The 21,832-nt window shown below is 31.3% G+C and carries 19 protein-coding genes; 9 read left to right on the top strand and 10 right to left on the bottom strand.

Going from position 1 to position 21,832, the window contains the following annotated elements:
- The first annotated feature begins 5 nt into the window (after positions 1-5).
- Complete coding sequence (locus ACXGSQ_RS00830; RefSeq protein ID WP_458627769.1) at positions 6-3,401, top strand: UvrD-helicase domain-containing protein; 3,396 nt, start codon at positions 6-8, stop codon at positions 3,399-3,401.
- A 1,036-nt stretch (positions 3,402-4,437) separates the two neighbouring features.
- Here the strand turns inward: ACXGSQ_RS00830 and ACXGSQ_RS00825 are convergent.
- The 6 genes from ACXGSQ_RS00825 to ACXGSQ_RS00800 all read right to left on the bottom strand — a co-directional run bounded on the left by ACXGSQ_RS00825 (position 4,438) and on the right by ACXGSQ_RS00800 (position 10,222).
- A complete protein-coding gene (locus ACXGSQ_RS00825; protein WP_458627768.1) occupies positions 4,438-5,412 on the bottom strand; it encodes a DUF6371 domain-containing protein in 975 nt (324 codons plus the stop codon).
- A 117-nt stretch (positions 5,413-5,529) separates the two neighbouring features.
- Positions 5,530-6,810 carry a DUF3987 domain-containing protein gene (locus tag ACXGSQ_RS00820; RefSeq protein WP_458627767.1) on the bottom strand — a complete coding sequence of 427 codons (1,281 nt, stop codon included), beginning with the start codon at positions 6,808-6,810 and terminating at the stop codon, positions 5,530-5,532.
- A gap of 2 nt (positions 6,811-6,812) precedes the next feature.
- The gene (locus tag ACXGSQ_RS00815; protein ID WP_458627766.1) at positions 6,813-7,322 is read right to left on the bottom strand and encodes a hypothetical protein; all 510 of its coding nucleotides are present in this window, start codon (positions 7,320-7,322) and stop codon (positions 6,813-6,815) included.
- A 208-nt stretch (positions 7,323-7,530) separates the two neighbouring features.
- Positions 7,531-7,815 carry a helix-turn-helix domain-containing protein gene (locus ACXGSQ_RS00810; protein WP_458627765.1) on the bottom strand — a complete coding sequence of 95 codons (285 nt, stop codon included), beginning with the start codon at positions 7,813-7,815 and terminating at the stop codon, positions 7,531-7,533.
- Between the two features lie 156 nt (positions 7,816-7,971).
- Positions 7,972-8,967, bottom strand: coding sequence for a hypothetical protein (locus ACXGSQ_RS00805; RefSeq protein ID WP_458627764.1), 996 nt, complete (start codon positions 8,965-8,967; stop codon positions 7,972-7,974).
- A gap of 1 nt (position 8,968) precedes the next feature.
- Positions 8,969-10,222 (bottom strand): phage integrase SAM-like domain-containing protein, encoded by a 1,254-nt coding sequence (locus ACXGSQ_RS00800; RefSeq protein ID WP_458627763.1) that lies wholly within the window; start codon positions 10,220-10,222, stop codon positions 8,969-8,971.
- 536 nt (positions 10,223-10,758) lie between these two features.
- Here ACXGSQ_RS00800 and ACXGSQ_RS00795 point away from each other — a divergent pair.
- The 3 genes from ACXGSQ_RS00795 to ACXGSQ_RS00785 all read left to right on the top strand — a co-directional run bounded on the left by ACXGSQ_RS00795 (position 10,759) and on the right by ACXGSQ_RS00785 (position 12,932).
- Positions 10,759-10,938 carry a hypothetical protein gene (locus ACXGSQ_RS00795; RefSeq protein WP_458627762.1) on the top strand — a complete coding sequence of 60 codons (180 nt, stop codon included), beginning with the start codon at positions 10,759-10,761 and terminating at the stop codon, positions 10,936-10,938.
- 248 nt (positions 10,939-11,186) lie between these two features.
- Entirely contained in the window at positions 11,187-11,402 is a 216-nt protein-coding gene (locus ACXGSQ_RS00790; protein WP_458627761.1) for a T9SS type A sorting domain-containing protein, read from the top strand.
- Positions 11,403-11,918: 516 nt separating this feature from the next.
- Positions 11,919-12,932, top strand: a complete 1,014-nt coding sequence (locus ACXGSQ_RS00785; RefSeq protein WP_458627760.1) for a LacI family DNA-binding transcriptional regulator — start codon at positions 11,919-11,921, stop codon at positions 12,930-12,932.
- 63 nt (positions 12,933-12,995) lie between these two features.
- Here ACXGSQ_RS00785 and ACXGSQ_RS00780 read toward each other — a convergent pair whose 3' ends face one another.
- Positions 12,996-13,409 (bottom strand): hypothetical protein, encoded by a 414-nt coding sequence (locus ACXGSQ_RS00780; protein WP_458627759.1) that lies wholly within the window; start codon positions 13,407-13,409, stop codon positions 12,996-12,998.
- 256 nt (positions 13,410-13,665) lie between these two features.
- Between ACXGSQ_RS00780 and ACXGSQ_RS00775 the strand changes: the two genes are divergently transcribed.
- The gene (locus tag ACXGSQ_RS00775) at positions 13,666-14,949 is read left to right on the top strand and encodes a M20/M25/M40 family metallo-hydrolase (RefSeq protein ID WP_458627758.1); all 1,284 of its coding nucleotides are present in this window, start codon (positions 13,666-13,668) and stop codon (positions 14,947-14,949) included.
- A gap of 19 nt (positions 14,950-14,968) precedes the next feature.
- On the opposite strand, the gene ACXGSQ_RS00770 is transcribed toward ACXGSQ_RS00775, so the two are convergent.
- Positions 14,969-16,207, bottom strand: a complete 1,239-nt coding sequence (locus tag ACXGSQ_RS00770; RefSeq protein ID WP_458627757.1) for a 3-deoxy-D-manno-octulosonic acid transferase — start codon at positions 16,205-16,207, stop codon at positions 14,969-14,971.
- 124 nt (positions 16,208-16,331) lie between these two features.
- Between ACXGSQ_RS00770 and ACXGSQ_RS00765 the strand changes: the two genes are divergently transcribed.
- From ACXGSQ_RS00765 to ACXGSQ_RS00750, 4 genes are all read left to right on the top strand, one after another.
- Positions 16,332-17,480 carry a DegT/DnrJ/EryC1/StrS family aminotransferase gene (locus ACXGSQ_RS00765; protein WP_458627756.1) on the top strand — a complete coding sequence of 383 codons (1,149 nt, stop codon included), beginning with the start codon at positions 16,332-16,334 and terminating at the stop codon, positions 17,478-17,480.
- Position 17,481: 1 nt separating this feature from the next.
- Positions 17,482-18,501: a UDP-glucose 4-epimerase GalE gene (galE, locus tag ACXGSQ_RS00760; RefSeq protein WP_458627755.1), complete on the top strand. Its 1,020-nt coding sequence runs from the start codon at positions 17,482-17,484 to the stop codon at positions 18,499-18,501.
- Positions 18,502-18,503: 2 nt separating this feature from the next.
- Positions 18,504-19,781: a metal-dependent hydrolase family protein gene (locus tag ACXGSQ_RS00755; protein ID WP_458627754.1), complete on the top strand. Its 1,278-nt coding sequence runs from the start codon at positions 18,504-18,506 to the stop codon at positions 19,779-19,781.
- Positions 19,782-19,969: 188 nt separating this feature from the next.
- On the top strand, positions 19,970-20,161 hold the full coding sequence (locus ACXGSQ_RS00750; protein WP_458627753.1) for a hypothetical protein: 192 nt from the start codon (positions 19,970-19,972) through the stop codon (positions 20,159-20,161).
- Here ACXGSQ_RS00750 and lspA read toward each other — a convergent pair.
- The gene (gene lspA, locus ACXGSQ_RS00745; RefSeq protein WP_458627752.1) at positions 20,158-20,658 is read right to left on the bottom strand and encodes a signal peptidase II; all 501 of its coding nucleotides are present in this window, start codon (positions 20,656-20,658) and stop codon (positions 20,158-20,160) included. The two genes, ACXGSQ_RS00750 and lspA, sit on opposite strands and share 4 nt — an antisense overlap.
- A gap of 11 nt (positions 20,659-20,669) precedes the next feature.
- Complete coding sequence (gene fabD, locus ACXGSQ_RS00740) at positions 20,670-21,563, bottom strand: ACP S-malonyltransferase (RefSeq protein WP_458627751.1); 894 nt, start codon at positions 21,561-21,563, stop codon at positions 20,670-20,672.
- Positions 21,564-21,832: the final 269 nt, after the last annotated feature.

The raw sequence follows: 21,832 nt of genomic DNA, 5'->3' as shown, positions 1-21,832 counted from the left end.
TTTGAATGATAGGTTATATTGTAGTTGGTAGTATTGCTTTAACAGCTATTTCTGTTTCAGCTTATACAAATGCTAAAAAGAAAAAAAAACTTGAAGAGGAAGCAAGTCTACGCAGAGCAGAGTATTTACTAAAATGCGAAAAACTTAAAAAAAGCCTTCAAAAACAATTAACCGAAATCAAGCAATTCAATATTGATTTTGATAAATTCCGTAATAAAAGAAAGTACTTATCTAATTATGATTTGTTTAACTTTAAATCTAATTATACAGCTTTATTTAATAAACTAAAGATTACTGATTATAAGGACTTACCAGACTTTCAGGAAGAAATAACACTTATTGATACGTTTATTTCTGAATACTCAAATTTTGAGGATTTAATTAAGGTTAGAAACAACATCTTTGTTTCCAATGAACTTGAAAAGGTTGATGAATTATTAAGTGATGTTGAAGGTAAATCTTTAGACGAGCAACAACGAAATGCAGTAGTTGTAAATGAAGATAATAATTTAATAATTGCAGGTGCAGGTTCTGGTAAAACACTAACAATAGCTGGTAAAGTTCAATATTTAACTAAAAGGTTAAAAGTCAATCCTAAAGAAATATTACTTATTTCTTTTACTCGTAAATCTGCTGATGAAATGGCAGAAAGAATCCAAAAGAAAATGGATATTTCGCTACCTGTAAAAACATTTCACAAATTAGGATTAGATATTATTGCAGAATCTACGAATGAGAAACCATCTATTTTTGGTTTATCTCAAAAAGAAATTTTACAACTACTTTCTTCCTTTATTTCCGATGCTAAATCTAATGATACTTATTTCAATAACCTTATAGACTTTTTAGCATATTACCTAAAACCATATAAAGACATTCACGATTTTAAATCTGATGCAGAACATCAAAACTATCTAAAAGAGCAAAAACTTGAAGGGTATAAAATTGTAAAGAGAAAAACTAAAGATGGTGTAGATATAAAGTATCGAGAAAGATTTAAAAGTCAAGAAGAAGTACTGATTGCAAATTTTTTATTTAGAAACAATATTGAATACAAATACGAAGAAAGTTACCAATACAAAACAGCAAGTAAAAAGTTCGGACAATATAAACCTGATTTCTATTTACCTGATTACAATATATATATAGAACATTTTGGTATTGATGAAAATAATAATGTTCCATCTTGGTTTAAGGGAAAAGAAGGTATATCTGCTAAACAAGTTTATAATGATGGTATTGCTTGGAAAAGAAATGAACATCAATATAATGGTACTACACTTGTTGAAACGTATTCTTGGGAACAGAAAAAAGGAATTTTATTATCTAATCTACAGGATAAGTTAGAGGATGAAGGTGTAGAATTTAACCCAATGTCAGATGATGAACTTTGGGATTACATACAAGAAAATACACCTGAAGATATAGATAAGTTTACACAGTTACTGAACACCTTTTTAGTATTGTTTAAATCTAATAATGAATCTATTAGTAATCTTATATTTAGAGCTAAACAGGAGGATAACCAGAGGGCAACGTTATTTTTAAACTTATTTGAACCTATTTTAAAGAATTATAAAAACTATTTAAAAGAACATAATGAAATTGATTTTAGTGATATGATTAATATGGCTACAACTCTAATTTCAAATAATCAATTTTCATCCCCTTTCAAATACATTATCATTGATGAATTTCAAGATATATCGCAATCAAGATACCAATTAATTAAAGCATTATTAGACCAAAAACCTGATACTAAATTGTTTTGTGTTGGTGATGATTGGCAATCTATTTATCGTTTTTCTGGTAGTGATATAGGCGTCTTTACAGGCTTTTCAGAATATTTTGAAACCTCTACTATTTCAGGATTTAAAAGAAAAACAAACAAGTCTTATATAGAACATACATATAGGTTTGATAATAAACTTATTGACCTTTCAAGTAACTTTATATTAAAAAACCCAAATCAAATTGAAAAATCCTTAAAAAGTAATAAGCAATCAAAATTAAATCCATTAACAATTCACAAATATAATGATGCAGAAAGAAATGGTAATGAGGCACATAAAGTGTTAAATAAAGCTCTTGATGTAATTAATGAGAAGGAAAAAGATAATAAAGTTTCAATATTACTTTTAGGGCGTTATGATTTTGAAAAACTTATTATAAATGATTCTCAACATATCTCAAAACAATACAATAAGCTAAACAATAATTACGACTACATATTTAAAAACAATCACAATCTTAAAATAAACTTTCTTACAGTACATACATCAAAAGGTTTAGAAGCAGATTATATTATTATCCTAAATGGAAATTCAGGAACTTATGGCTTCCCTTCTGAAATATCTGATGATCCTTTGTTAAACTTCTTATTATCGAAAGCAGACCAATTTCCAAATGGAGAAGAAAGACGTTTGTTTTATGTCGCAATGACAAGAGCAAAAAAACACGTTCATATTTTATCAAGTTATGAATATCCTTCAAAATTTGTTACAGAAATTGAGGCAAATGAACCTATAACATCTTTAAAATGTGCTTGGTGTGATAATGGTAAATTAATTGAAAGAAAAGGTCCTTACGGGTATTTTTATGCCTGTAATAATTCTCATTATTGTAATTATACTAAAAAAATTGAAGCTGAAGATTTAACAACAGTTGCTGACGAATTATCAAATAAAAAAGATTATGAAAATGCCATTAAATACTATTTAAAGTCATTAGAAATTCAAAGTGACAATGCTAAAGTCCAATACAATTTAGCAAGAGCATATCAACAAAATGAACAATTTAAAGAAGCAAAAGAACATTTTTCAAATTCGATAAGTTTAGATAATACAAATGCTATTGCTTTTTTTGGGCAAGCTTTAGTATTTCTAAAGCTAAATGAATTTGATGAAGCAATTGATTCTTGGAATTATTATAATCAGCAGAAGCCAAATCAAAAATATATAAATTATTTTCTGTCTGTTGCTTATTTCAAAAAGAAAAAAATAGGGTTGTCATTTGAATATATTAATAAAGAATTAGAAGTAAGTCCAGATAATGAAATAGCAATTACTTTTAAAAATAAACTAATAAATTACACAACTAAAGAGTTAAAAAAATCTGAAAGAAAAATAAATTCAACAAAAATTAGCATAATTAAAGAGTATATTAATATTGCTATTAGTTCAAATTTAGATATTAAGTTCTCTTATCATAAATCAATTCAATTTGATGGTGGTGTTCAGAGTTTAAGAACAATAAAACCATCAGAGTTTAAAACAGTTGGTAATTCATTATGTGTTGTTGGTTATTGCTATATGAGGGAAGAAGATAGGACATTCAATATCGAAAGAATGTCTAAATTAGTTTTAAACCCTAGTAAAATAGAATATTGGTCAGATAACTAAAAATTCCCCACAACCCAAAACCCAGTTTTTTACGAAAAAGTAAAAACCCTCTGTCTTTTGTGTTGTTCCGCGCGCCACCACATTGTTGGTTTTATGTCATAATAGTTGTAGCCAACGCTATAATGGCACATTGCTTGTTTTATTTAAAATAGTTATTTTATTAAATAAGTACCCTGAAAAACAAAGAGCCATTGCTAACTCCAGAACCAATATTCCGCTACCAAACTAACTCAAAGCTGTATTACATAATGCTTGCTTAGTTATAAGGTAAAAACCTTTCAAGGGAACGCTTAGTCTAAGTTTTTGTGTTTTCTTCTTTATATGTGTTATTATGTAAAATATTTACTTATCCTTCACTTGGCCTCAATTACACTAAAGTAAATTATATTAATACTCATGTTAAAACAATCATTAATAATTCTTTTTATACTTTATCGTGCTAATGTGTTTAGCCAAGATAAGCATTGCTCAAGTTAAAAGCAACAGTCAATTTGTTTAGAAGTAAATGATGCTATAGTGTCTATTTCTTTTAATGCAATCAATTTTAATAATAATTGGGTAGGGTTTGAATTTAACAATACAATCGAATCTTATGCTGCATTATATAATTATTCGATTAAAGTATTCGCAGTAAAGCCCAAAGATGGTTTTATGTTACAGTTTGCAAATCATAATATTTTAATCCTTTATTCTAATAATAAAATATCTTATTTGCTTTATCAAAATAATGATATAGATAACTATTATATTTCTCCTTCAATGTCCAAAAATCAAATCAATAACTTATTTATAATTAAGAATAACATTGTACAGATTTAATGATCTTTCTAAAGACGAATAATAACTTTCTTATAGCAAGAAGGCATTTATTTGGGGACTGTTATAAATATCAGCAATTAAGAATTAAAGTTTTCAAATAAGCTATTTAAAAATAGAATATCAATATAAGCATGTGTGCTGTAATATTCCTGATTATTTTTATGACAAGGCTAATAGGCTTGAAAAAAACAATACAATACTCTTAATTTTTCATGTATTATATGTTTCCGCTTCGTCTAAACACGTCCTCTAAATCGCAATTATACCAATTACTATCTTTAAGCTCTTTATCCGTTTTTCCAGATGTTAAGTCCCAAAGTTTAGCATCGATACCTAGAGTTTTAAATTTAAGAACTTTTTCAGCCATTATTTTAACTGCTTTCTCGCTCATATCTGGAATAAGAATAACTTTTCTTTTAGCTAATACTTGCATTTTGTCGATTGTGAGTGCTGTAATTCCGCCATAGGCCAGCCAAACATATTCAGTCAAATGCATTGCGCATACAATAGCTGTTTTTTCACTCTCAACAAGCATAACGGCTTTGTCTTTATTTTCAGCTATATCTAATAGATGTTCTCCAAATAAGCAGCTATAATAACCGTTTTGGTTTTTATAAGGAACTTTAAAGTATTTTGTTCTTTTGCCATTTGGCTTGTAATATGATACTTTCGCTTTTTGGGCTTTTGTGTCACGATTAATATTCCAGAAAACAGTACCTAAATCTTTTGTTGTGCCTATGTAATACATTTTTTTTACCAAATCAGTTTTTGCATTACCATACTTATTGCGTAAATATTTTAATAGATTATTCTCTGCAATGTTCTCATAACACAGAATAACTTTCTTAAAATCAATATATTTAATGTCCGTTTTGATTTTGTATGACAATGTATTACACGACTTGTAATGTTTGTCATACGTTTGTAATACATTGTTGTCATACAATTGTGTGACGGATGGTTCCATTTTTTTAGTAATATCATTCCAGATAAATTCATTTCCAAAATTGTCTTTATACCGTGTAGATGGAAGTGTTGCTTTGCCGCATGAATGACAATACCCATAAATAGGGGGTAGTTGTTTGTAGTTCACAAATTTCCCATCATTATTGTTGCTTTGGCAACATGGAGTGATAATATTTCTATACCGTTTTGTGTCAAATGATAGGTTTAATTCAATTTTTTGTAACATTTTGGATTTTTTTTAAAACAACTGGCAACTTGCAACTTTTTAAATAATCATCATATATGTTTGATGGTTATGGTTTTATGATGCTGTAAACTATTGTTGTGAGTTGCCAGTTGTCGATTAGACTTTATTCCACTTTTTAGAAATAGTACCTTTATGAAGTCCCGTTACTTCAATTACTGCCTTTTGTGAAGAGTTATTTCTTTTAGCAACTTTTATAATATCCTCTGCTGTTGGTTCTTTTGTTTCTGAATTGATATTATCATCTAAAACAATTCTAAAATTCATTAGATAAAACTCATTTAAAGAAATGGCTAATTCCATATTTTCTAGCGTTAAAGGTTGTCTAAATTCAGATTTATGGGAGTGAAACATCATAAATACATTTATACATAACTTATGTATGGATATTTGCATTTTTGAGATGTACTCTTTTATAATTGGTTTAGCCTTAGATTGCCTATCTATAAGGTCTTGTGTGTATTGGAAAAGTCGTTCATGAGCTTTGTCCGTCATCCTTATCTCAAATTGTTTTATTTCTTCGTAGTCTTGTTCAGATTGAAATTTATAATCTAACATGTTTTTAATGGACTTTTTGTAGTTTTCCATGATTTTCACATCTGCATTACCTTTATGTAGTTTTGGATTGTTCGTTAGTTTAGGAGTAAATAACTGTCTATCTATAAAACCGCTTTCTAAATTTCCATTAGCAATAAGTTTAGGGATAAATTGATGTTGCAAGCCACCTAAAAGGGTTGGGCACGACTCATTTATTCTAAAACTCTCTGAAGTCTTTCTGGCTATGTCAATATATCCATTGGTGTAGCCTTCTAATAAAAAATTCCTCCAGGCTATACCATCTCTACTATTTGGATTTCCCATTTTTTCAACTAATGCAAATATTTCATCAATCAAAATGCCAACAGAGTTGGGGTTATCTGAGTGGATTTTGTGTGCAGCTTCTATTGTTGCATTTTGTACTAATACTTGTTTTCGTTTTGGAGTATCTTCTTCTGAACTTGTATTACTTACATCTATTAAATGATTATTATAAAATTTGTCATCTATGAGTTTTATTGGTTTAGTGGCTATTTTCATAGCTTCTGTCTTGGCGTCACCACGACTACCTATTATGGTGAAATATAGGTTAGCATAATTTCTGTAGCCTAATGCTTGTAAATAAAATGTAAGTCCTACGGAAGTGCTCACTGTAAACAAGATTGAGCATAGCATATATTCCTTTGGAACGCGTTTATATAGAAAAGTACTTTCAATAAGATCGCTATATTCATTAGGAAGCTTATTGATTATACTAGATAATAGATCTCGAGATTTTTCTAAATTAGATTTAGTTAAATTTTGTAACTCGGCACTGATTATTTCATGATTTAAATATTCCATAACTATTTAATGAATAAATCTTGCGCTCCAAATTTTGTGTATCTTATGTTGTACATGAAATCTGCTAGGAGTGAATAGTTAAAAGAAGTTTCATGATTCTCTGTGGGAAACAGGAATACTTCTGGATAATCCTTGAAGCCTTTCAGTTTGTCTTCGATTTCAACTTTTATCTTGTTAAATTCACTTAATATTTTAATGTCGAATCTAGGGTGAGTCTTCATTTCTTCGATAAGTGATAGGTGTTGCTTGTAAAAATAATCCATTTCAGATATTATCGGATTATTCTTTTTTTCATAGATCCAAAATATAAATTCTGTAAATGCTAATGACTGTATGAGTTGGTCATTGTTAAGGTTAGTTTTTGTAGATTCATTAACTGGCGTATTGTTGTAATATTCGTTTAATGCTTCTCTACCTAAATTGGATAGTGAAATGCCTTTTGTGTTGGAAAGTATTTCCAAATCAGCTTTAAAATCTGATGATATTCGTATGTTTATGAATTCATTTTTCATGGTATTATATTTAAATTGAGTGTATTAAGTAATTAGGCATATCTAAAAAATAGATGATGCATACTGACTTAATTTGATATTTAAGAGTGTTTATAAGGAGTGAAAGAGTTAGTATCTTCTATTCAAATCAAGGGGGTGAAGCACATTGTCTTGGTGTTGAATAGAATATCTAATATTTAACTCTTTTTTTTATATTACTGTGGGTAGGTTAGCTTTTTAAGGGGGTTAAAGCTTTAAGTAATTCCTCTTTTTTATAATACCTTCTGTTGGCAATACCATGAGATAGTAATTTTCCTTTTTTTGTCCAACTCCATAATGTTGAGGAATTTATTTTCAGAAGCTCACAGGCTTCTTCTCGTGTCAATAATTCATCAACCGATTTTTTTAACGAAAGTTCATTAATTAATTGTTCGATTTGGTCTTTGATATTCTCAGATAGCATAGTTGAGAATTGTTCAGGTGAAATTTCCTGAATGATAAATTTTTCTTTCATTTTGGCGTAGTTTGTTTATTAATATTGGCCAAAATTCGGAAGTGAAGTGTGTTAATTATAGCGCGATTATGCGCTATTTATAACACATAAATAGCGTAATATAATTTTGGTGATTTTAAACACCTGGTAGTTAGACTCTTTTTAGAATTATGTCTTTCAATTTATGTGCATTGACGTTTTGCACTCTTCATAAAAGGGAGTTCTTTTATTGGATCCTGATTGCCTACTATCAATTCTATCAATCAATATATCTATAGATGCCAAGTAGTCAATGAAATAAACTCCTGAGCTATTAATTAAAGCGTCATTCTTCATTGCGTAATAGATAAAGCTATAATTTGCATTACTGTACATTTTTTCATCTTTGTATCTGTCATGAAGCTTTAAGAACAACTTTCTTGCATAGTCATTTGCAAAAGGATTTAATTTCGGATGCCTATAGGTGGGATTTTCAAATTTGTCAGTAGTGTCAGGAGCCGTTAATGAAGCGAAATTTAAGTCCCAAGTGTTTAAATTTGCTTTTTCGTATTTTAATTTATCAATTATTGGTTCAAACTCATCTTCCTTTAATCCTGATTCATTCCATGGGCTGTAGTGCGAGTATTTTGCATAAAAAACATCTTCATATAAATTAGTGTCAATTGAATATTTGTTTAAATCTTCATGAAAAAAAGTTATTGTTTCTATAATTTCGTCAAGTTTTAATCTAATCTCCTCGGTTGTAAAACACTCAGTAGTTTCCTTGTATTTAATCTTGTAATATTCTGGGAATATATCGAAATCACTTACGGAAACAATCCAAAAATCTAAATATTTATCTATAAGAAATGATAGTTCCTCAGGACTCTCATTCATCTCATCACTACGCTTATGCTTAGGTAGTTTTTGCTTGGTGAAGTTGACTAGTTCTTTGTCGTAAATGTATATTAATGAATTGCATAGTTTAATTATTTGAAGCAAATGCTTATTGTTTTTTATATCTGTTTCAATTAATGAGCTTCTTAGTTTATGACAGTTTAAGAATTCATTTATTAGATCGTCATGTTCTAGAATTTCATAATTAGCTGTGTGTTGATTAAAGTGTCTATCTATTAAGAAGCAACTTTTTAAAAATTCTAGTTGCATTTGTAATTTATTAATGTATTCGTACATGTTAAAAATAATTTGTTAATTCCATTGCCATATCTTTATTACTCTTTCCTATGTATTGTAAAAACATAGCTTCAGAGCTGTGTCCTGTTGCATATATTAAAAGTGAAGTAGGTATTGTTCCGTAGAAATTCGTTGCGAAACTACGCCTTCCAATATGTGATGATACTAATTCATGTTTTTTGTAATTATCAAATACTTTTCGATATATTTTACTTCCTTCTTTAGTTTCTTTCTTAACACTGCTATAGACTGATTCATTGATTTTTGCTAACTCACAGACATCTTTAATATACTTATTGTACTTCTGATCTGAGATTGGCCGTGGAAAGTTACCTTCTCGATTTTCGAGTATTTTCAAAATCTTTTGATGCAACGGAACGGTCATGATTTTATTTGTCTTCTTCTGGGTGAACTCAATTAAATGTTTCCCTTTTTCCACCCTGATCATTTTTTTATTAAAATTCATAAAGTCAGAAATTCGTTGTCCTATATAACAACTTATAATTAACCAGTCTCTAGCATTAGCTAAGCTTTCCGTTAATTTATCATCATCAATATTCTCAATTCTTTCTAATTCATCAAATGATAAATAAATATTTGAAACTTTTTTGAACCTAGGTTTAATAGCGTCAAGTTGGTGGCTTACTTTGAAACCATTGATTTTTGCATGATTACACACTGTTTTTATTGTTCTAAGTGCTTTCGCAATAGTGTTATGAGCATAGTTCTCATTATTACAGTATGCTTCAAAGCTCGTCTTAAAGTTTAAGTCAACATCTTCAATTTTTATTTTGGTATTAATGCTGTTCTGATAACGTATGACTAAGTTTCTGACCACATCATATTTTTTTATGCTACTTAATGTAATGTCATTCTTTTTTTGTTCTGTATATGTGTTAAAATACGAGGACAGGGAGTTGTCTTTTGATGTTTCATTTATTTCAGCCTTATAGTAGTTGTCTATTTGAAGTTTTAGCCATTCTTTATTAACAGCATCAACATGAGTGTTATTAAAAGATTTTAATATATGTTGTTCAATTTCGTGTAGAGCATTTCTAACCTTGTTTTGTTCTTGTTGAGTTTTAGCATCCCTTGTTCTGGTTAAAAAGTGCTTTTTATTCCAATAAGATTTCGTGACCACATATTTTATTTTTCCTCCAATGATATAATCTTTATTCTTTGCTCTGTATAGCAGTCGAATGTTTAAGGGAGCACTTTCTTTCTTGGATCGATATAAAAAATTGACTGTAGCCATATTTATGTTTTTGCTTATTTAATAAGTTGTACGGTAAATGTACGGTAGAATACAAATTAATGCAAATTATTACAATCTAAAACAAACTTAATCTTATTGGTTAAGCCTTTGTGGCTGTTGGTTTTGTGGTGTGTCTTGTTGGTTTTAAGGAGTCTAGGAAACTAAGCTTTTTGTTCAATTGTACTCCCGTCTTCAGTACTGTTGAAAAGCCGAAACGAAAGTTTCGGCTTTTTTTGTTTTAAACTCTTTAATAAAAGGGATTGTTGGGGTTTGTCTAAATATATTTATGACGCCTTTGATAAATGCTATTCTTGTCTTTATTTCTAATGTCTTGGTTACAAATAATGGGTCTAATTTCTTAGAAGTATATAATATTTTATTTAAAAAAAAGCGATACAACAGCTATTCTTAGAGCGATACCACTCCCTTTTAATCCTGGTGTTTTCGGGTATTCGAACCTTAACATTGTGTTATAGATGTGATCAAGGAAAAGATATTTTATTAAATTTTCTGCAGGTCTTGGTGGTTATGCAAAGATGGGTGTTTTTATTGATTTTGGTTCTGTAATTACAGCAGTTGGAACTTATGTAATAGATGATATTGCTCGAGCATCTCATATATTTATCCATTCTGAATTTACTTTACCTGTAGATTTTAGAGCGGGTTATAACTATGCTTTTCTTACTACAGCTGCTCGTGTAGAAGTTACATTGTAATAACTTGATGATAAATTTGGTATTGTTGTTTACTTATGGAGGTAATCTCCTTTTGCTGAATTCCTTATGATTAGTCTTGGAAATATATGGTTTCAGCAATGATAGATGATTTAATTATTGATGAAGATGTGACTTACGCATGTTAATTTGCATACGCAGGCAGGCAATGGGAAACTAAATATTTTGCTGACCAAGTTGGTGATGATTGTGTCTTAAGAACAAATGATTTTAAAGCAACGGCTGTTAAGATGTTTCCTAACCCAAAGAGAAATAACTGGAATGTTGAAAGTAATACAACAATAAATTCTATTACTGTATATGATATTTTAGGTAAGCAAGTGCGTGTTTTAAAACCAAATGCAACTGATGCTGTAATTGATTCGTCAACATTAAAATCTGGTGTTTATTTTGCAAGAGTTGAAGGTGTGAAGGGTTCAAAAAGTGTGAAGCTTATAAAAGAATGAGATTAATAGCAATAAATCAATCTTAGTTAAAAGCGTGTTTATATCTTATAAACATGCTTTTTCTTTAAATTAACGTTAGGATACTTGGTTTATAAACGATAATTTTTGTCTACATTAAAGTAGATTAAAAAGAACAATTAACTTTGCTGTGAATGATTATCCAAGTTCTTATAAGATAAATTACCTAAATGTCATAGAATAATGACGAGTTTGAGGACTATATTGGGACGGCTACAGTATTGGTTGAATCAGATACAGTCATTGCATAGTGGCTTAATCTCGAGAATGGATGGATTGATTGATAATTTCATTTTAATAACTATAAAGTGAGTCGGTTTTATTCGATAATGGATTGGCATTGTCAATTAAAGGGAAGAAGGAAGAGGTGTGATATCATTTAGTACTATACTTCTGTATTGATAGAAATTTTAATCAAAATATGGATCTAGGCATCAAAATAAAATAAATATTAAAGGCGATAAACAATTTATTTGTTAGACATAAAATAGTAAAATCATGACAACATTAAAGGAATTAGCAAAGCTATTGAATCTTTCAATTTCAACAGTATCCAAAGCTTTAAACGATAGCCACGAAATTAGTGATAACACTAAAAAACGTGTTAATGAATTGGCAGATAAATTAAACTATAAGCCTAACAGAATAGCACAACAATTAAAAACAAATAAAACTAAAATTATTGGTGTTATTCTTCCAACGGTAACGAATCCGTTTTTTGCTGAAGTCTTACACGGTATTGAAAAAACAGCCACTAATAATGATTACGATATTATTGTTTGTTTGTCTAATGAAACCTTGCATAAAGAAAAACGAAGCTTAGATTTATTAGCTAATGGAAGTGTTGATGGGTTTATTATAGCTGTCGCAAGAGAGAGTCAAGTAAAGGAGCAAACGGATCATATAAAATCTGCAATAAAAAGTAAGCTTCCTGTTTTAATGTTTGATAGGGTGGTTGATGATATTGAATGTAATAAAGTGATTGTAGATGATTTTCAATCGGTATATGAAGCTGCGGAGCATTTAATAATAAAGGAACAGCGTAAGAATATTCTTTTAGTCAGTAATATTGAGGAGCTTAGTGTTGGTCAACTTAGAATAAGTGGATATACAAAGGCTTTAGAGGATCATAATCTAAAAACTAATATTTTAAAATTAGATAATGCCTTAGATAGTGATGTTGAAAAGCTAATATATAACTATTTAAAAGCTAATAAATCCATAGACGCTATTCTATCTATAGATCACCTTACAGGAATTGTGGCCATTAATATGGCTAAAAAATTAGGAAAAGATATTCCTAAAGATTTATCTGTAGTTGGTTTTGGTTACGAGCATACCCAATTATTATCAAGTCCAAAAATCTCAATCATTCATCAAAAAGCTCATAAAATTGGTGAGATATCTACAAAACTATTAATTGATAATATTAAAGATGATTCTTTAAAATTACAAACGATAATTGTTCCTAGTGAATTAAAATTAAGTGAATCCTCTCAAACAGAATTTTAAAAATAAGACATAAAAAAAAGCTTGATAAAAATCAAGCTCTTTTTATTTTAGGAAAGTTTGGTATTACATACCTTTAACTTTGTCAGCTGCTTTATTAACAGCATCGCTACCAGTTTTTTTCGCTGAATCTACGGCGTCATTACCAGCTTTTTTTGCTCCTTCAATCGCATTATTAGCGGCATCTTTTGCATCATTAGCCATGTTTTCTGCACCTTCTTTAGCGTTATCTAAAGCATCACCAGTAGCTTCTTTAGCATCATCAATACTGTCTTCTACAGCATCGCCTGCATCTTCTAAAGCATCACCTGCATCTTCAATAGTCTCGTCTATGGCGTTACCAGCATCTTCTAAAGCATCTCCTGTTTTGTCTGCAGCGTTTTCTACAGCGTCTTCAGCCTTTTCAGCAGTTTCTCTACATGATGTAAATGATAATCCTAATACAGCAACAAGTGCTAAACTTAATACAACTTTTTTCATTTTAATAGTTTTAGTGTTAATTTATGTTAATATACGAAAATAATGATTTCAATCAATTATTAACATTTATTGTTAAATTATTCGTCGTATATCATGGTTATATACGTATGTAGCGATAGGTTTGGACGTTAGCAAATTGATTTTTGTTGGTTTTCTAAGATTATTAATGATTATATTGAAGTTATTTTACCAAGATTAACTTTAATATCAAATTCAAATGATAATCGAAACCCCTAATTATAAAAAGATAGTTTTAATGGCTTCTATTTGTTTTTCACTTGTAAGCTTTTCACAAAATAATAATAAGGAGCGAAAAATTATAAAAGCAGTTGATAAGCATTCGGAAAATGCCATTGCCTTGATTAAAAAATCAGTCAACATTAATAGTGGTACTATGAACTTTGAAGGAGTAAAAGAGGTCGGCCGTTTGTTTCAAGCCGAGCTCGATAAATTAGGGTTTAAAACCGAATTGACTAATGGTGATGCTTATGGTAGAGCAGGACATTTAATTGCCACAAGGAAAGGAAAAAAAGGTCCAAAATTTTTAATGATAGGTCATTTAGATACCGTTTTTGAATTAGATAGTCCTTTTCAAGACTACACCATGCTTAACGATTCTATCATGAAAGGACCAGGCGTTGCCGACATGAAAGGTGGTGACGTTATCATCATTTTAGCCATGCAAGCTTTACACGACGCTGGACTTTTAGATGATATGTCTATAGAAATTGTAATGACAGGCGACGAAGAAAAGAGTGGTGCCCCTTTAGAATCGTCTAAAAAAGCTTTAATTGATGCCGCAAAACGCGCAGATATTGCTTTAGGTTTTGAAAATGGGGATAACAATCCTAAAACAGTAGTGGTTTCAAGAAGAGGATCTACGGATTGGGAACTTAAAGTTACTGGGAACCCTGCGCATTCGTCTCAAATTTTTACTAAAAATATTGGTGTAGGCGCTATATATGAAACCTCTCGAATTTTAAATGAATTCTACGTACAGCTCGCTAAAGAAAAAGATTTAACCTTTAATCCTGGCTTTATAATAGGCGGAACTTCTGTAAGTCAAAACGAAGAAAGAACAGGTGGGCATGCTCTAGGGAAAGCCAATGTGGTAGCTCAAGAAACCATTGTTCGTGGAGATTTAAGAGCTGTATCTCTAGATCAGTTAGTGCAAGCTAAAGCCACAATGCAAAATATAGTTTCTGAAAATTATCCAAAAACAAAAGCTGAACTTAAGTTTTCGTCTGGAGGATATCCACCATTAACGTTAACGGAAGGAAACACGAAATTATTAGGATATTACAATACTGTTAGTAAAGATTTAGGTTTTGGTCCCGTAACAGCAGTAAATCCGAGAAATGCAGGAGCTGCAGATATTTCATTTACTTCAGAATATGTAAATATGGCTATAGATGGTATAGGGCTTACTGGTGGGGGCGACGATCATACAATCAATGAAACCGGAAATTTAAATACAGTTGCAACCCAAGCTAAAATTACTGCAGTTTTAATGTATCGATTAGTGCATTCTAAACTATAAAAGCAAGACGGATTTTAGATTAATGATCTAAATAATCCATAATTTGAAGAACAGCTCCTGTGTTAGATGTAATAAAGGATTTAGTGATATGTCCTTGGGTTGTCCGTAAAACATCATCTTTAATCAAGGCATGTAATGTAGAGTTGAAACCATTGGAACTAGCTATACTTGTTACACCTCCCAAGTCAATTAATGCTTTAGCTTCAGGAAACTTGTCGTAGTTCTTTCCAATAAGAATTGGAATGCCAAAAACCGCAGGTTCTAATATATTGTGCAAACCTGTTGTTCCAGCTCCGCCACCAACATAAGCCATATCGGCATAGCTATAAGCTTTGCTTAAATACCCAATGGTGTCTAAAATAAAGACGTCGTAATCGGCTAAATTTTCATTCTCAGTTAATTCTGAATAACAAATGGTTTTTACGTTTAATTGGGATTTTAATGAAGCTACATAACTCGATTTTATATTATGTGGAGCAATTACAAACTTTACATCTGCATTAGGATTAGAATTTATGAAATTCATATATAATTTATCATCATCTGGCCAAGAACTTCCAAAAACCATACATAATTTGTCGTTTTTAAATTCTTCAATAAAAGAAACTGTATTGTCAACTTTTAATTGATTTGAAACCCGATCAAATCGTGTGTCGCCAGAAACAGAAACAGCATTGTAACCAATACGATGAAGTAATGTTTTAGAGTTTTCGTCTTGTGTAAAAATATGATTGAACGCAAACAGTGCAGACTTTGTATAACTGCCATACCATTTAAAAAAGGCTTGATCTTTTCTAAAGACAGCAGAAATTAAAATCGCTTTTAGGCCGCGTTTTTTAATTTCATGTAAAAAATTAGGCCAGATTTCATATTTTACAAATAGCGTGTAATCAGGATTTACCAAATCTAAAAAACGTTTGGCATTTGCTTTAGTGTCAAGCGGAAGATAAACTACAACATCGGCGATTTTTGCGTTTTTTCTAACGTTATAACCAGAAGGCGAAAAGAATGACAACACCACTTTGTAGTTAGGATGTTTCGCTTTTAAAGCTTCAAAGACAGGTAAACCTTGTTCGTATTCGCCAAGTGAAGCGCAATGAAACCAAAAGGTTTTGTCTTGTGGTGTAATCGCATTTTCAAGTGTTGAAAAGGTCTTTTTTCTGCCCATAACACCTTGTTTCAATTTAGAATTGAATAAGGCTGCAATTTTAACAACAAAACTTGCTAAGTAGATTCCTATAGAATAGAGTCCTTTCAAAAATAAAGATTTGTGCTAAAATACATTACTTTCAATTAATTGCATTGCCATAGCGCTTACAATTTTGTATTTTCGCTTAGAGCAATTTGCTTTTTTATTTACACATTTAATCGTAGTTTTTAGAATGAGAAAAATACAAATGGTTGACCTTCAGAGTCAATATGCCAAAATTAAAGATATAGTAGATCCATCGATTCAAGAGGTTATGGACAGTGCCGCTTTTATTAATGGACCAAAAGTGCATGAGTTTCAAAAAAATCTAGAAGATTATTTAGGAGTTAAGCATGTTATTCCATGTGCAAACGGAACAGATGCCTTACAAATAGCCATGATGGGTTTAGGATTACAACCGGGAGATGAAGTTATTACTGCAGATTTTACATTTGCTGCTACTGTTGAGGTTATTGCTTTATTGCAATTAACTCCAGTTTTAGTAGATGTCGATCCTATTACATTTAACATTGATTTAGAGGCCATTAAAAAAGCCATTACACCAAAAACAAAAGCGATTGTACCTGTTCATTTATTTGGTTTACCTGCCGATATGGATGCTATAATGGATATAGCTAAAGCCCATAACTTATATGTTATAGAAGATAACGCTCAGGGAATTGGGGCTAATTATACACATCGCGATGGGTCAAAAACCAAAACAGGTGCTATAGGACATGCTGCTTCAACGTCGTTTTTTCCTTCTAAAAATTTAGGATGTTATGGAGATGGTGGTGCCATTTTTACAAATGATGATGATTTGGCTCATAAAATTAGAGGTATTGTAAATCATGGGATGTACGAACGTTATCATCATGATGTTGTAGGGGTAAATTCACGTTTAGATTCTATTCAAGCCGCTGTTTTAGATGCTAAATTACCACATTTAGATACTTATAATGCTGCTAGACGAAATACAGCAAGAAAATATAATGAAGCCTTTAAGAATCATCCTAATATTGTAACACCAATAGGTTTAGAAAATGATGATACTAGTAGTGACCATGTGTTTCATCAATATACACTTAATTTAAAAGGAGTGGATAGAGATGCCCTTGTAGCACACTTACAATCAAAAAATATTCCATGTGGAGTGTATTATCCAATTCCGTTGCACAGACAAAAAGCGTATATGGATGAGCGTTATAACGAATCAGATTTTCCAGTTACCAATGCCTTAATCCAATCTGTGATTTCACTGCCAATGCATACAGAACTCGATGATGAACAAATTGAATTTATCACGAGTACAGTTTTAAATTTTATACAGACAAATAAATAATATGAAGATTCTAGTAACAGGAGGTTTAGGTTTTATTGGGTCGCATACCGTTGTTGAATTACAAAACGAAGGCTACGACGTTGTAATTATAGATAATTTATCTAATTCTTCAATCGAAGTTTTAGATGGTATCACTGCTATTACGAATAAAAAGCCACATTTTGAAAAATTAGATTTAAGAGTAAAACAAGACGTACAAGACTTTTTTAAACGTCATAATGATGTTGTTGGAGTCATTCACTTTGCCGCAAGTAAAGCGGTTGGAGAAAGTGTCGCTGAACCTTTAATGTATTATGAAAATAATATTACAACTTTGGTTTATATGCTTCAGGAATTAAGTGGTTTAAATACTAAAAATTTCATTTTCAGTTCATCATGTACGGTTTATGGTCAAGCAGATGAATTGCCAATTACAGAGAATGCACCAATAAAACCTGCGGAGTCTCCTTATGGAAATACAAAGCAGATTGGTGAAGAAATTATAAGAGACGTCTGTAAAGTAAATGGAGATGTTAATGCTATTGCTTTACGTTATTTTAACCCTATAGGAGCACATCCTTCAACAGAAATAGGAGAATTACCCATTGGAGTGCCACAAAATCTAGTGCCTTTTATTACGCAAACAGGAATTGGTATACGAGAACAATTATCTGTTTTTGGGGGCGATTACCCAACGTCAGATGGTACTTGTGTTAGAGATTATATTCACGTGGTAGATTTAGCAAAAGCACATGTACTGGCGTTACAGCGCTTATTGAATCATAAAAACGATTCTAATTTTGAGTTTTTTAACTTAGGAACAGGAAAAGGAAGTACAGTTTTAGAGGCTGTTCAGTCTTTTGAGCGCGTTTCTGGGAAATCTTTAAATTATAAAATTGTAGATCGACGCGAAGGAGATGTCATTTCGGCTTATGCTGAAACGTCCAAAGCCAATAAGGTTTTAGGTTGGAAAACCGAATTGACCTTAGACGACGCCATGGATTCTGCTTGGAAATGGGAACAAAAAATAAGAACTAAATAATTATGAAAACTTTACTTGGGATTTTAGTATTGCTCTGTACAGTAACACTTACGGCACAGAACACGTATTTACACTGTGGAAAATTGATAGATACAAAATCAGGTAAAGTACATAAGAAGAAAACTATTGTTGTTTCTGGCGATAAAATAATTTCGGTTGAAAATGGCTATATAAATCCAACAAGTGCAGAAGATATCACAGTAGATTTAAAGTCTAAAACGGTCATGCCAGGCTTAATAGATATGCATGTTCATATTGAAGGCGAAACGAGTCCAAAAGCTTATCTTAATAAATATACCTTGAATGATGCAGATGTAGCTTTTAATTCTACAAATTATGCGAAAGTCACCTTAATGAGTGGTTTTACAACGGTTAGAGACTTAGGAGGTTCTGGAGTAAATATAGCATTAAGAAATGCTATAAACGCAGGGAAAGTTGTTGGTCCAAGAATTTTTACGGCAGGTAAATCATTAGCAACGACAGGTGGTCATGCCGACCCAACAAACGGATCTAGTAAAAATCTTATGGGTGATCCTGGTCCAAAGGAAGGTGTGGTTAATGGTGTCGAGGATGCGAAGAAAGCAGTAAGACAACGGTATAAAAACGGAGCAGACTTAATTAAAATAACAGCAACAGGCGGTGTTTTAAGTAGGGCTAAAAGTGGACAAAATCCACAATTTACTGTCGAAGAAATAAAAGCTATTTGTGAAACAGCCAAAGATTATGGCTTTCATGTAGCGGCACATGCACATGGAGATGAAGGGATGCAACGTGCCATTTTAGGTGGAGTAAAAACGATTGAGCATGGTACTTTAATGAGTGATGAAACTATGGAGCTTATGAAGAAGCACGATGTTTATTTAGTGCCAACCATTACAGCAGGTAAGTTTGTGTCTGATAAAGCAAAGATTTCGGGGTATTATCCTGAAATTATTGTTCCTAAAGCTTTAAATATTGGACCAAAAATTCAAGATATGTTTGGTAGAGCTTATAAATCAGGTGTGGGAATTGCTTTTGGAACTGACGCTGCTGTATTTTATCATGGTGATAATGCTAAAGAGTTTGGATATATGGTTGAAGCAGGAATGCCTGCAATTGAAGCTCTTCAAAGTGCAACAGTTACCAATGCTATGTTGTTACAAATGGAAGATAAAATTGGACAAATTAAACCTAATTATTTAGCAGATATTATTGCTGTAAATGACGATCCAACAATTACAATTTCTACTATGGAAAACGTTACGTTTGTAATGAAAAACGGCATTATTTACAAAAAATAGCCATTTTAAGCGAAATTTTGATTATTGAATGTGTAATCCTTAGGCTACAATGATGTGAATATGTTAACTGTTGTAGTGTCTGATTTTCAATATGATAATATCAAAAGGGATTACCCCGGTTTTAACATCGATTCCTTGGAGTTGGTCTTCAATCTTCGTTGCTTTGCAGTGAATGATAATTGAACAACATGAAATTGATTAGTATTAAAAGAGAGACCAAAACCGAAGGTCGCTTCACAAAAAAAATGGGTGTATTACAGACTAATGTCACTTACATCAAAAAGCAATTTTTAAGTATACCTTACAAAACACTTCACAAATATCGTGAAACCTATTATGGTGAAATTAAAGATTGCGAAGATTGTAAACTAGCGCATTAAGCAATCTTTTCTTTTTTCTTACTGTTAAAAACACCACTGAATAGTAACATTACCATTCCTATGGTAACAGACATATCTGCAACATTAAAGATTCCTGTTTTAAAAACACCGCCTAAATCAATAAAGAAAAAGTCCGTGACTTCACCGAAAACAATGCGGTCAAAGACATTGGCTATACCTCCTCCTGCAATACAGCAAAAGGCAATAAGGCTTAATCTGTCTAATTCTTTAGTTTTTAAAATATAATATATCACATAAGCTAAAACAAGGGTTGGTAAAACTAACAAGAAGATTAACCTAAGCGTAGGATTCATATCACTTCCCATACCTAAAAAAGCTCCTTTATTTTCTACCCAAATGAGTTGAAAATAATCTTGTATAACATTGATTTGGCCTTTAGCTCCTTTAATCATTGTTGTTCTAACAATTACTTTAGAAATTTGATCAATGGCAATATTAAAAGCTATGAGTAATATAATAAATAGTGATCTGTTCAAAGTAATTGGGTTTAGGAGTTAGTTTCAAAAGTAGCTGAAGCCGTTTCTGCTTCTCTATGTATTTTCTTTACTAAGCCTTGTAATACTTTTCCAGGACCAACCTCTGTAAAATGTGATGCACCATCAGCAACCATTTGCTGTACCGATTGTGTCCAACGAACAGGAGCTGTTAATTGTGAAATTAAATTGGATTTAATCTCATTTTCATCTGTTATAGCAGACGCTGTTACGTTTTGATATATTGGGCAATTAGGTTTACTAAATGTTGTATTCTCTATGGCAGCAGCTAACTCTTCGCGAGCAGGTTCCATTAATGGTGAGTGAAATGCTCCGCCAACAGGTAATACTAAAGCACGTCTTGCTCCGGCTTCTTTTAGCGCTTCACAAGCTTTATTGATGGCTTCAACTTCTCCAGAAATCACCAATTGTCCTGGGCAATTATAATTTGCGGGAACAACAACTCCGTCTATAGTTTTACAGATATCTTCAACAACGGTATCTTCTAAACCTAAAACAGCAGCCATTGTACTTGGTTGCAATTCACAGGCTTTTTGCATGGCTTGGGCACGTTGAGAAACTAATTTAAGTCCGTCTTCAAATGTTAAGGCTCCAGCAGCAACCAACGCAGAGAATTCTCCAAGAGAATGTCCTGCAACCATATCTGGTTTAAAGCTATCTCCGAGTGTTTTTGCTAAAATTACAGAATGTAAAAAGATAGCAGGTTGGGTTACTTTAGTTTCCATTAAATCTTCCTTAGAACCTTCAAACATAATGTCTGTAATATGAAAGCCTAAAATGTCATTGGCTTTTTCAAATAACTCTTGTGCTAAAGGTGAATTTTCATAAAGGTCTAATCCCATTCCTGAGAATTGTGCACCTTGACCTGGAAATATATATGCGTTCATTTGTATTTCAATTTAAGACGCGAAAATAGTAATAATTTATTAAAGAGACCTTTGTATGGTATGTATTCCCTTCTTTGGTTTTCTTTTTTTATGTTAAGAATTTAGAACCGTTTTGTTCCATAAAAAAAGGATGCTTTTCAAAAGCATCCTTTTAAGCTGACTTCTTATTCCCTACAACAAGAAGTGCTCTTTTTTTATTCCCTTATGTCTGTCAAGGTTGTTTCCTTATTGAATACCTGTTATTCGATTTTTAGGGTTTAATTTTTTTT

Source organism: Winogradskyella sp. PC D3.3 (assembly GCF_054366245.1).
This window is presented reverse-complemented; position numbering and strand designations above follow the sequence as displayed.

What these genes read in the sequence shown, in the direction of transcription:
- ACXGSQ_RS00830 (WP_458627769.1), top strand. Translation starts at nt 6, where the DNA reads ATGATAGGTTATATTGTAGTTGGTAGTATTGCTTTAACAGCTATTTCT.
- ACXGSQ_RS00825 (WP_458627768.1), bottom strand. Translation starts at nt 5,412, where the DNA reads ATGTTACAAAAAATTGAATTAAACCTATCATTTGACACAAAACGGTAT.
- ACXGSQ_RS00820 (WP_458627767.1), bottom strand. Translation starts at nt 6,810, where the DNA reads ATGGAATATTTAAATCATGAAATAATCAGTGCCGAGTTACAAAATTTA.
- ACXGSQ_RS00815 (WP_458627766.1), bottom strand. Translation starts at nt 7,322, where the DNA reads ATGAAAAATGAATTCATAAACATACGAATATCATCAGATTTTAAAGCT.
- ACXGSQ_RS00810 (WP_458627765.1), bottom strand. Translation starts at nt 7,815, where the DNA reads ATGAAAGAAAAATTTATCATTCAGGAAATTTCACCTGAACAATTCTCA.
- ACXGSQ_RS00805 (WP_458627764.1), bottom strand. Translation starts at nt 8,967, where the DNA reads ATGTACGAATACATTAATAAATTACAAATGCAACTAGAATTTTTAAAA.
- ACXGSQ_RS00800 (WP_458627763.1), bottom strand. Translation starts at nt 10,222, where the DNA reads ATGGCTACAGTCAATTTTTTATATCGATCCAAGAAAGAAAGTGCTCCC.
- ACXGSQ_RS00795 (WP_458627762.1), top strand. Translation starts at nt 10,759, where the DNA reads ATGGGTGTTTTTATTGATTTTGGTTCTGTAATTACAGCAGTTGGAACT.
- ACXGSQ_RS00790 (WP_458627761.1), top strand. Translation starts at nt 11,187, where the DNA reads ATGTTTCCTAACCCAAAGAGAAATAACTGGAATGTTGAAAGTAATACA.
- ACXGSQ_RS00785 (WP_458627760.1), top strand. Translation starts at nt 11,919, where the DNA reads ATGACAACATTAAAGGAATTAGCAAAGCTATTGAATCTTTCAATTTCA.
- ACXGSQ_RS00780 (WP_458627759.1), bottom strand. Translation starts at nt 13,409, where the DNA reads ATGAAAAAAGTTGTATTAAGTTTAGCACTTGTTGCTGTATTAGGATTA.
- ACXGSQ_RS00775 (WP_458627758.1), top strand. Translation starts at nt 13,666, where the DNA reads ATGGCTTCTATTTGTTTTTCACTTGTAAGCTTTTCACAAAATAATAAT.
- ACXGSQ_RS00765 (WP_458627756.1), top strand. Translation starts at nt 16,332, where the DNA reads ATGAGAAAAATACAAATGGTTGACCTTCAGAGTCAATATGCCAAAATT.
- galE (WP_458627755.1), top strand. Translation starts at nt 17,482, where the DNA reads ATGAAGATTCTAGTAACAGGAGGTTTAGGTTTTATTGGGTCGCATACC.
- ACXGSQ_RS00755 (WP_458627754.1), top strand. Translation starts at nt 18,504, where the DNA reads ATGAAAACTTTACTTGGGATTTTAGTATTGCTCTGTACAGTAACACTT.
- ACXGSQ_RS00750 (WP_458627753.1), top strand. Translation starts at nt 19,970, where the DNA reads ATGAAATTGATTAGTATTAAAAGAGAGACCAAAACCGAAGGTCGCTTC.
- fabD (WP_458627751.1), bottom strand. Translation starts at nt 21,563, where the DNA reads ATGAACGCATATATATTTCCAGGTCAAGGTGCACAATTCTCAGGAATG.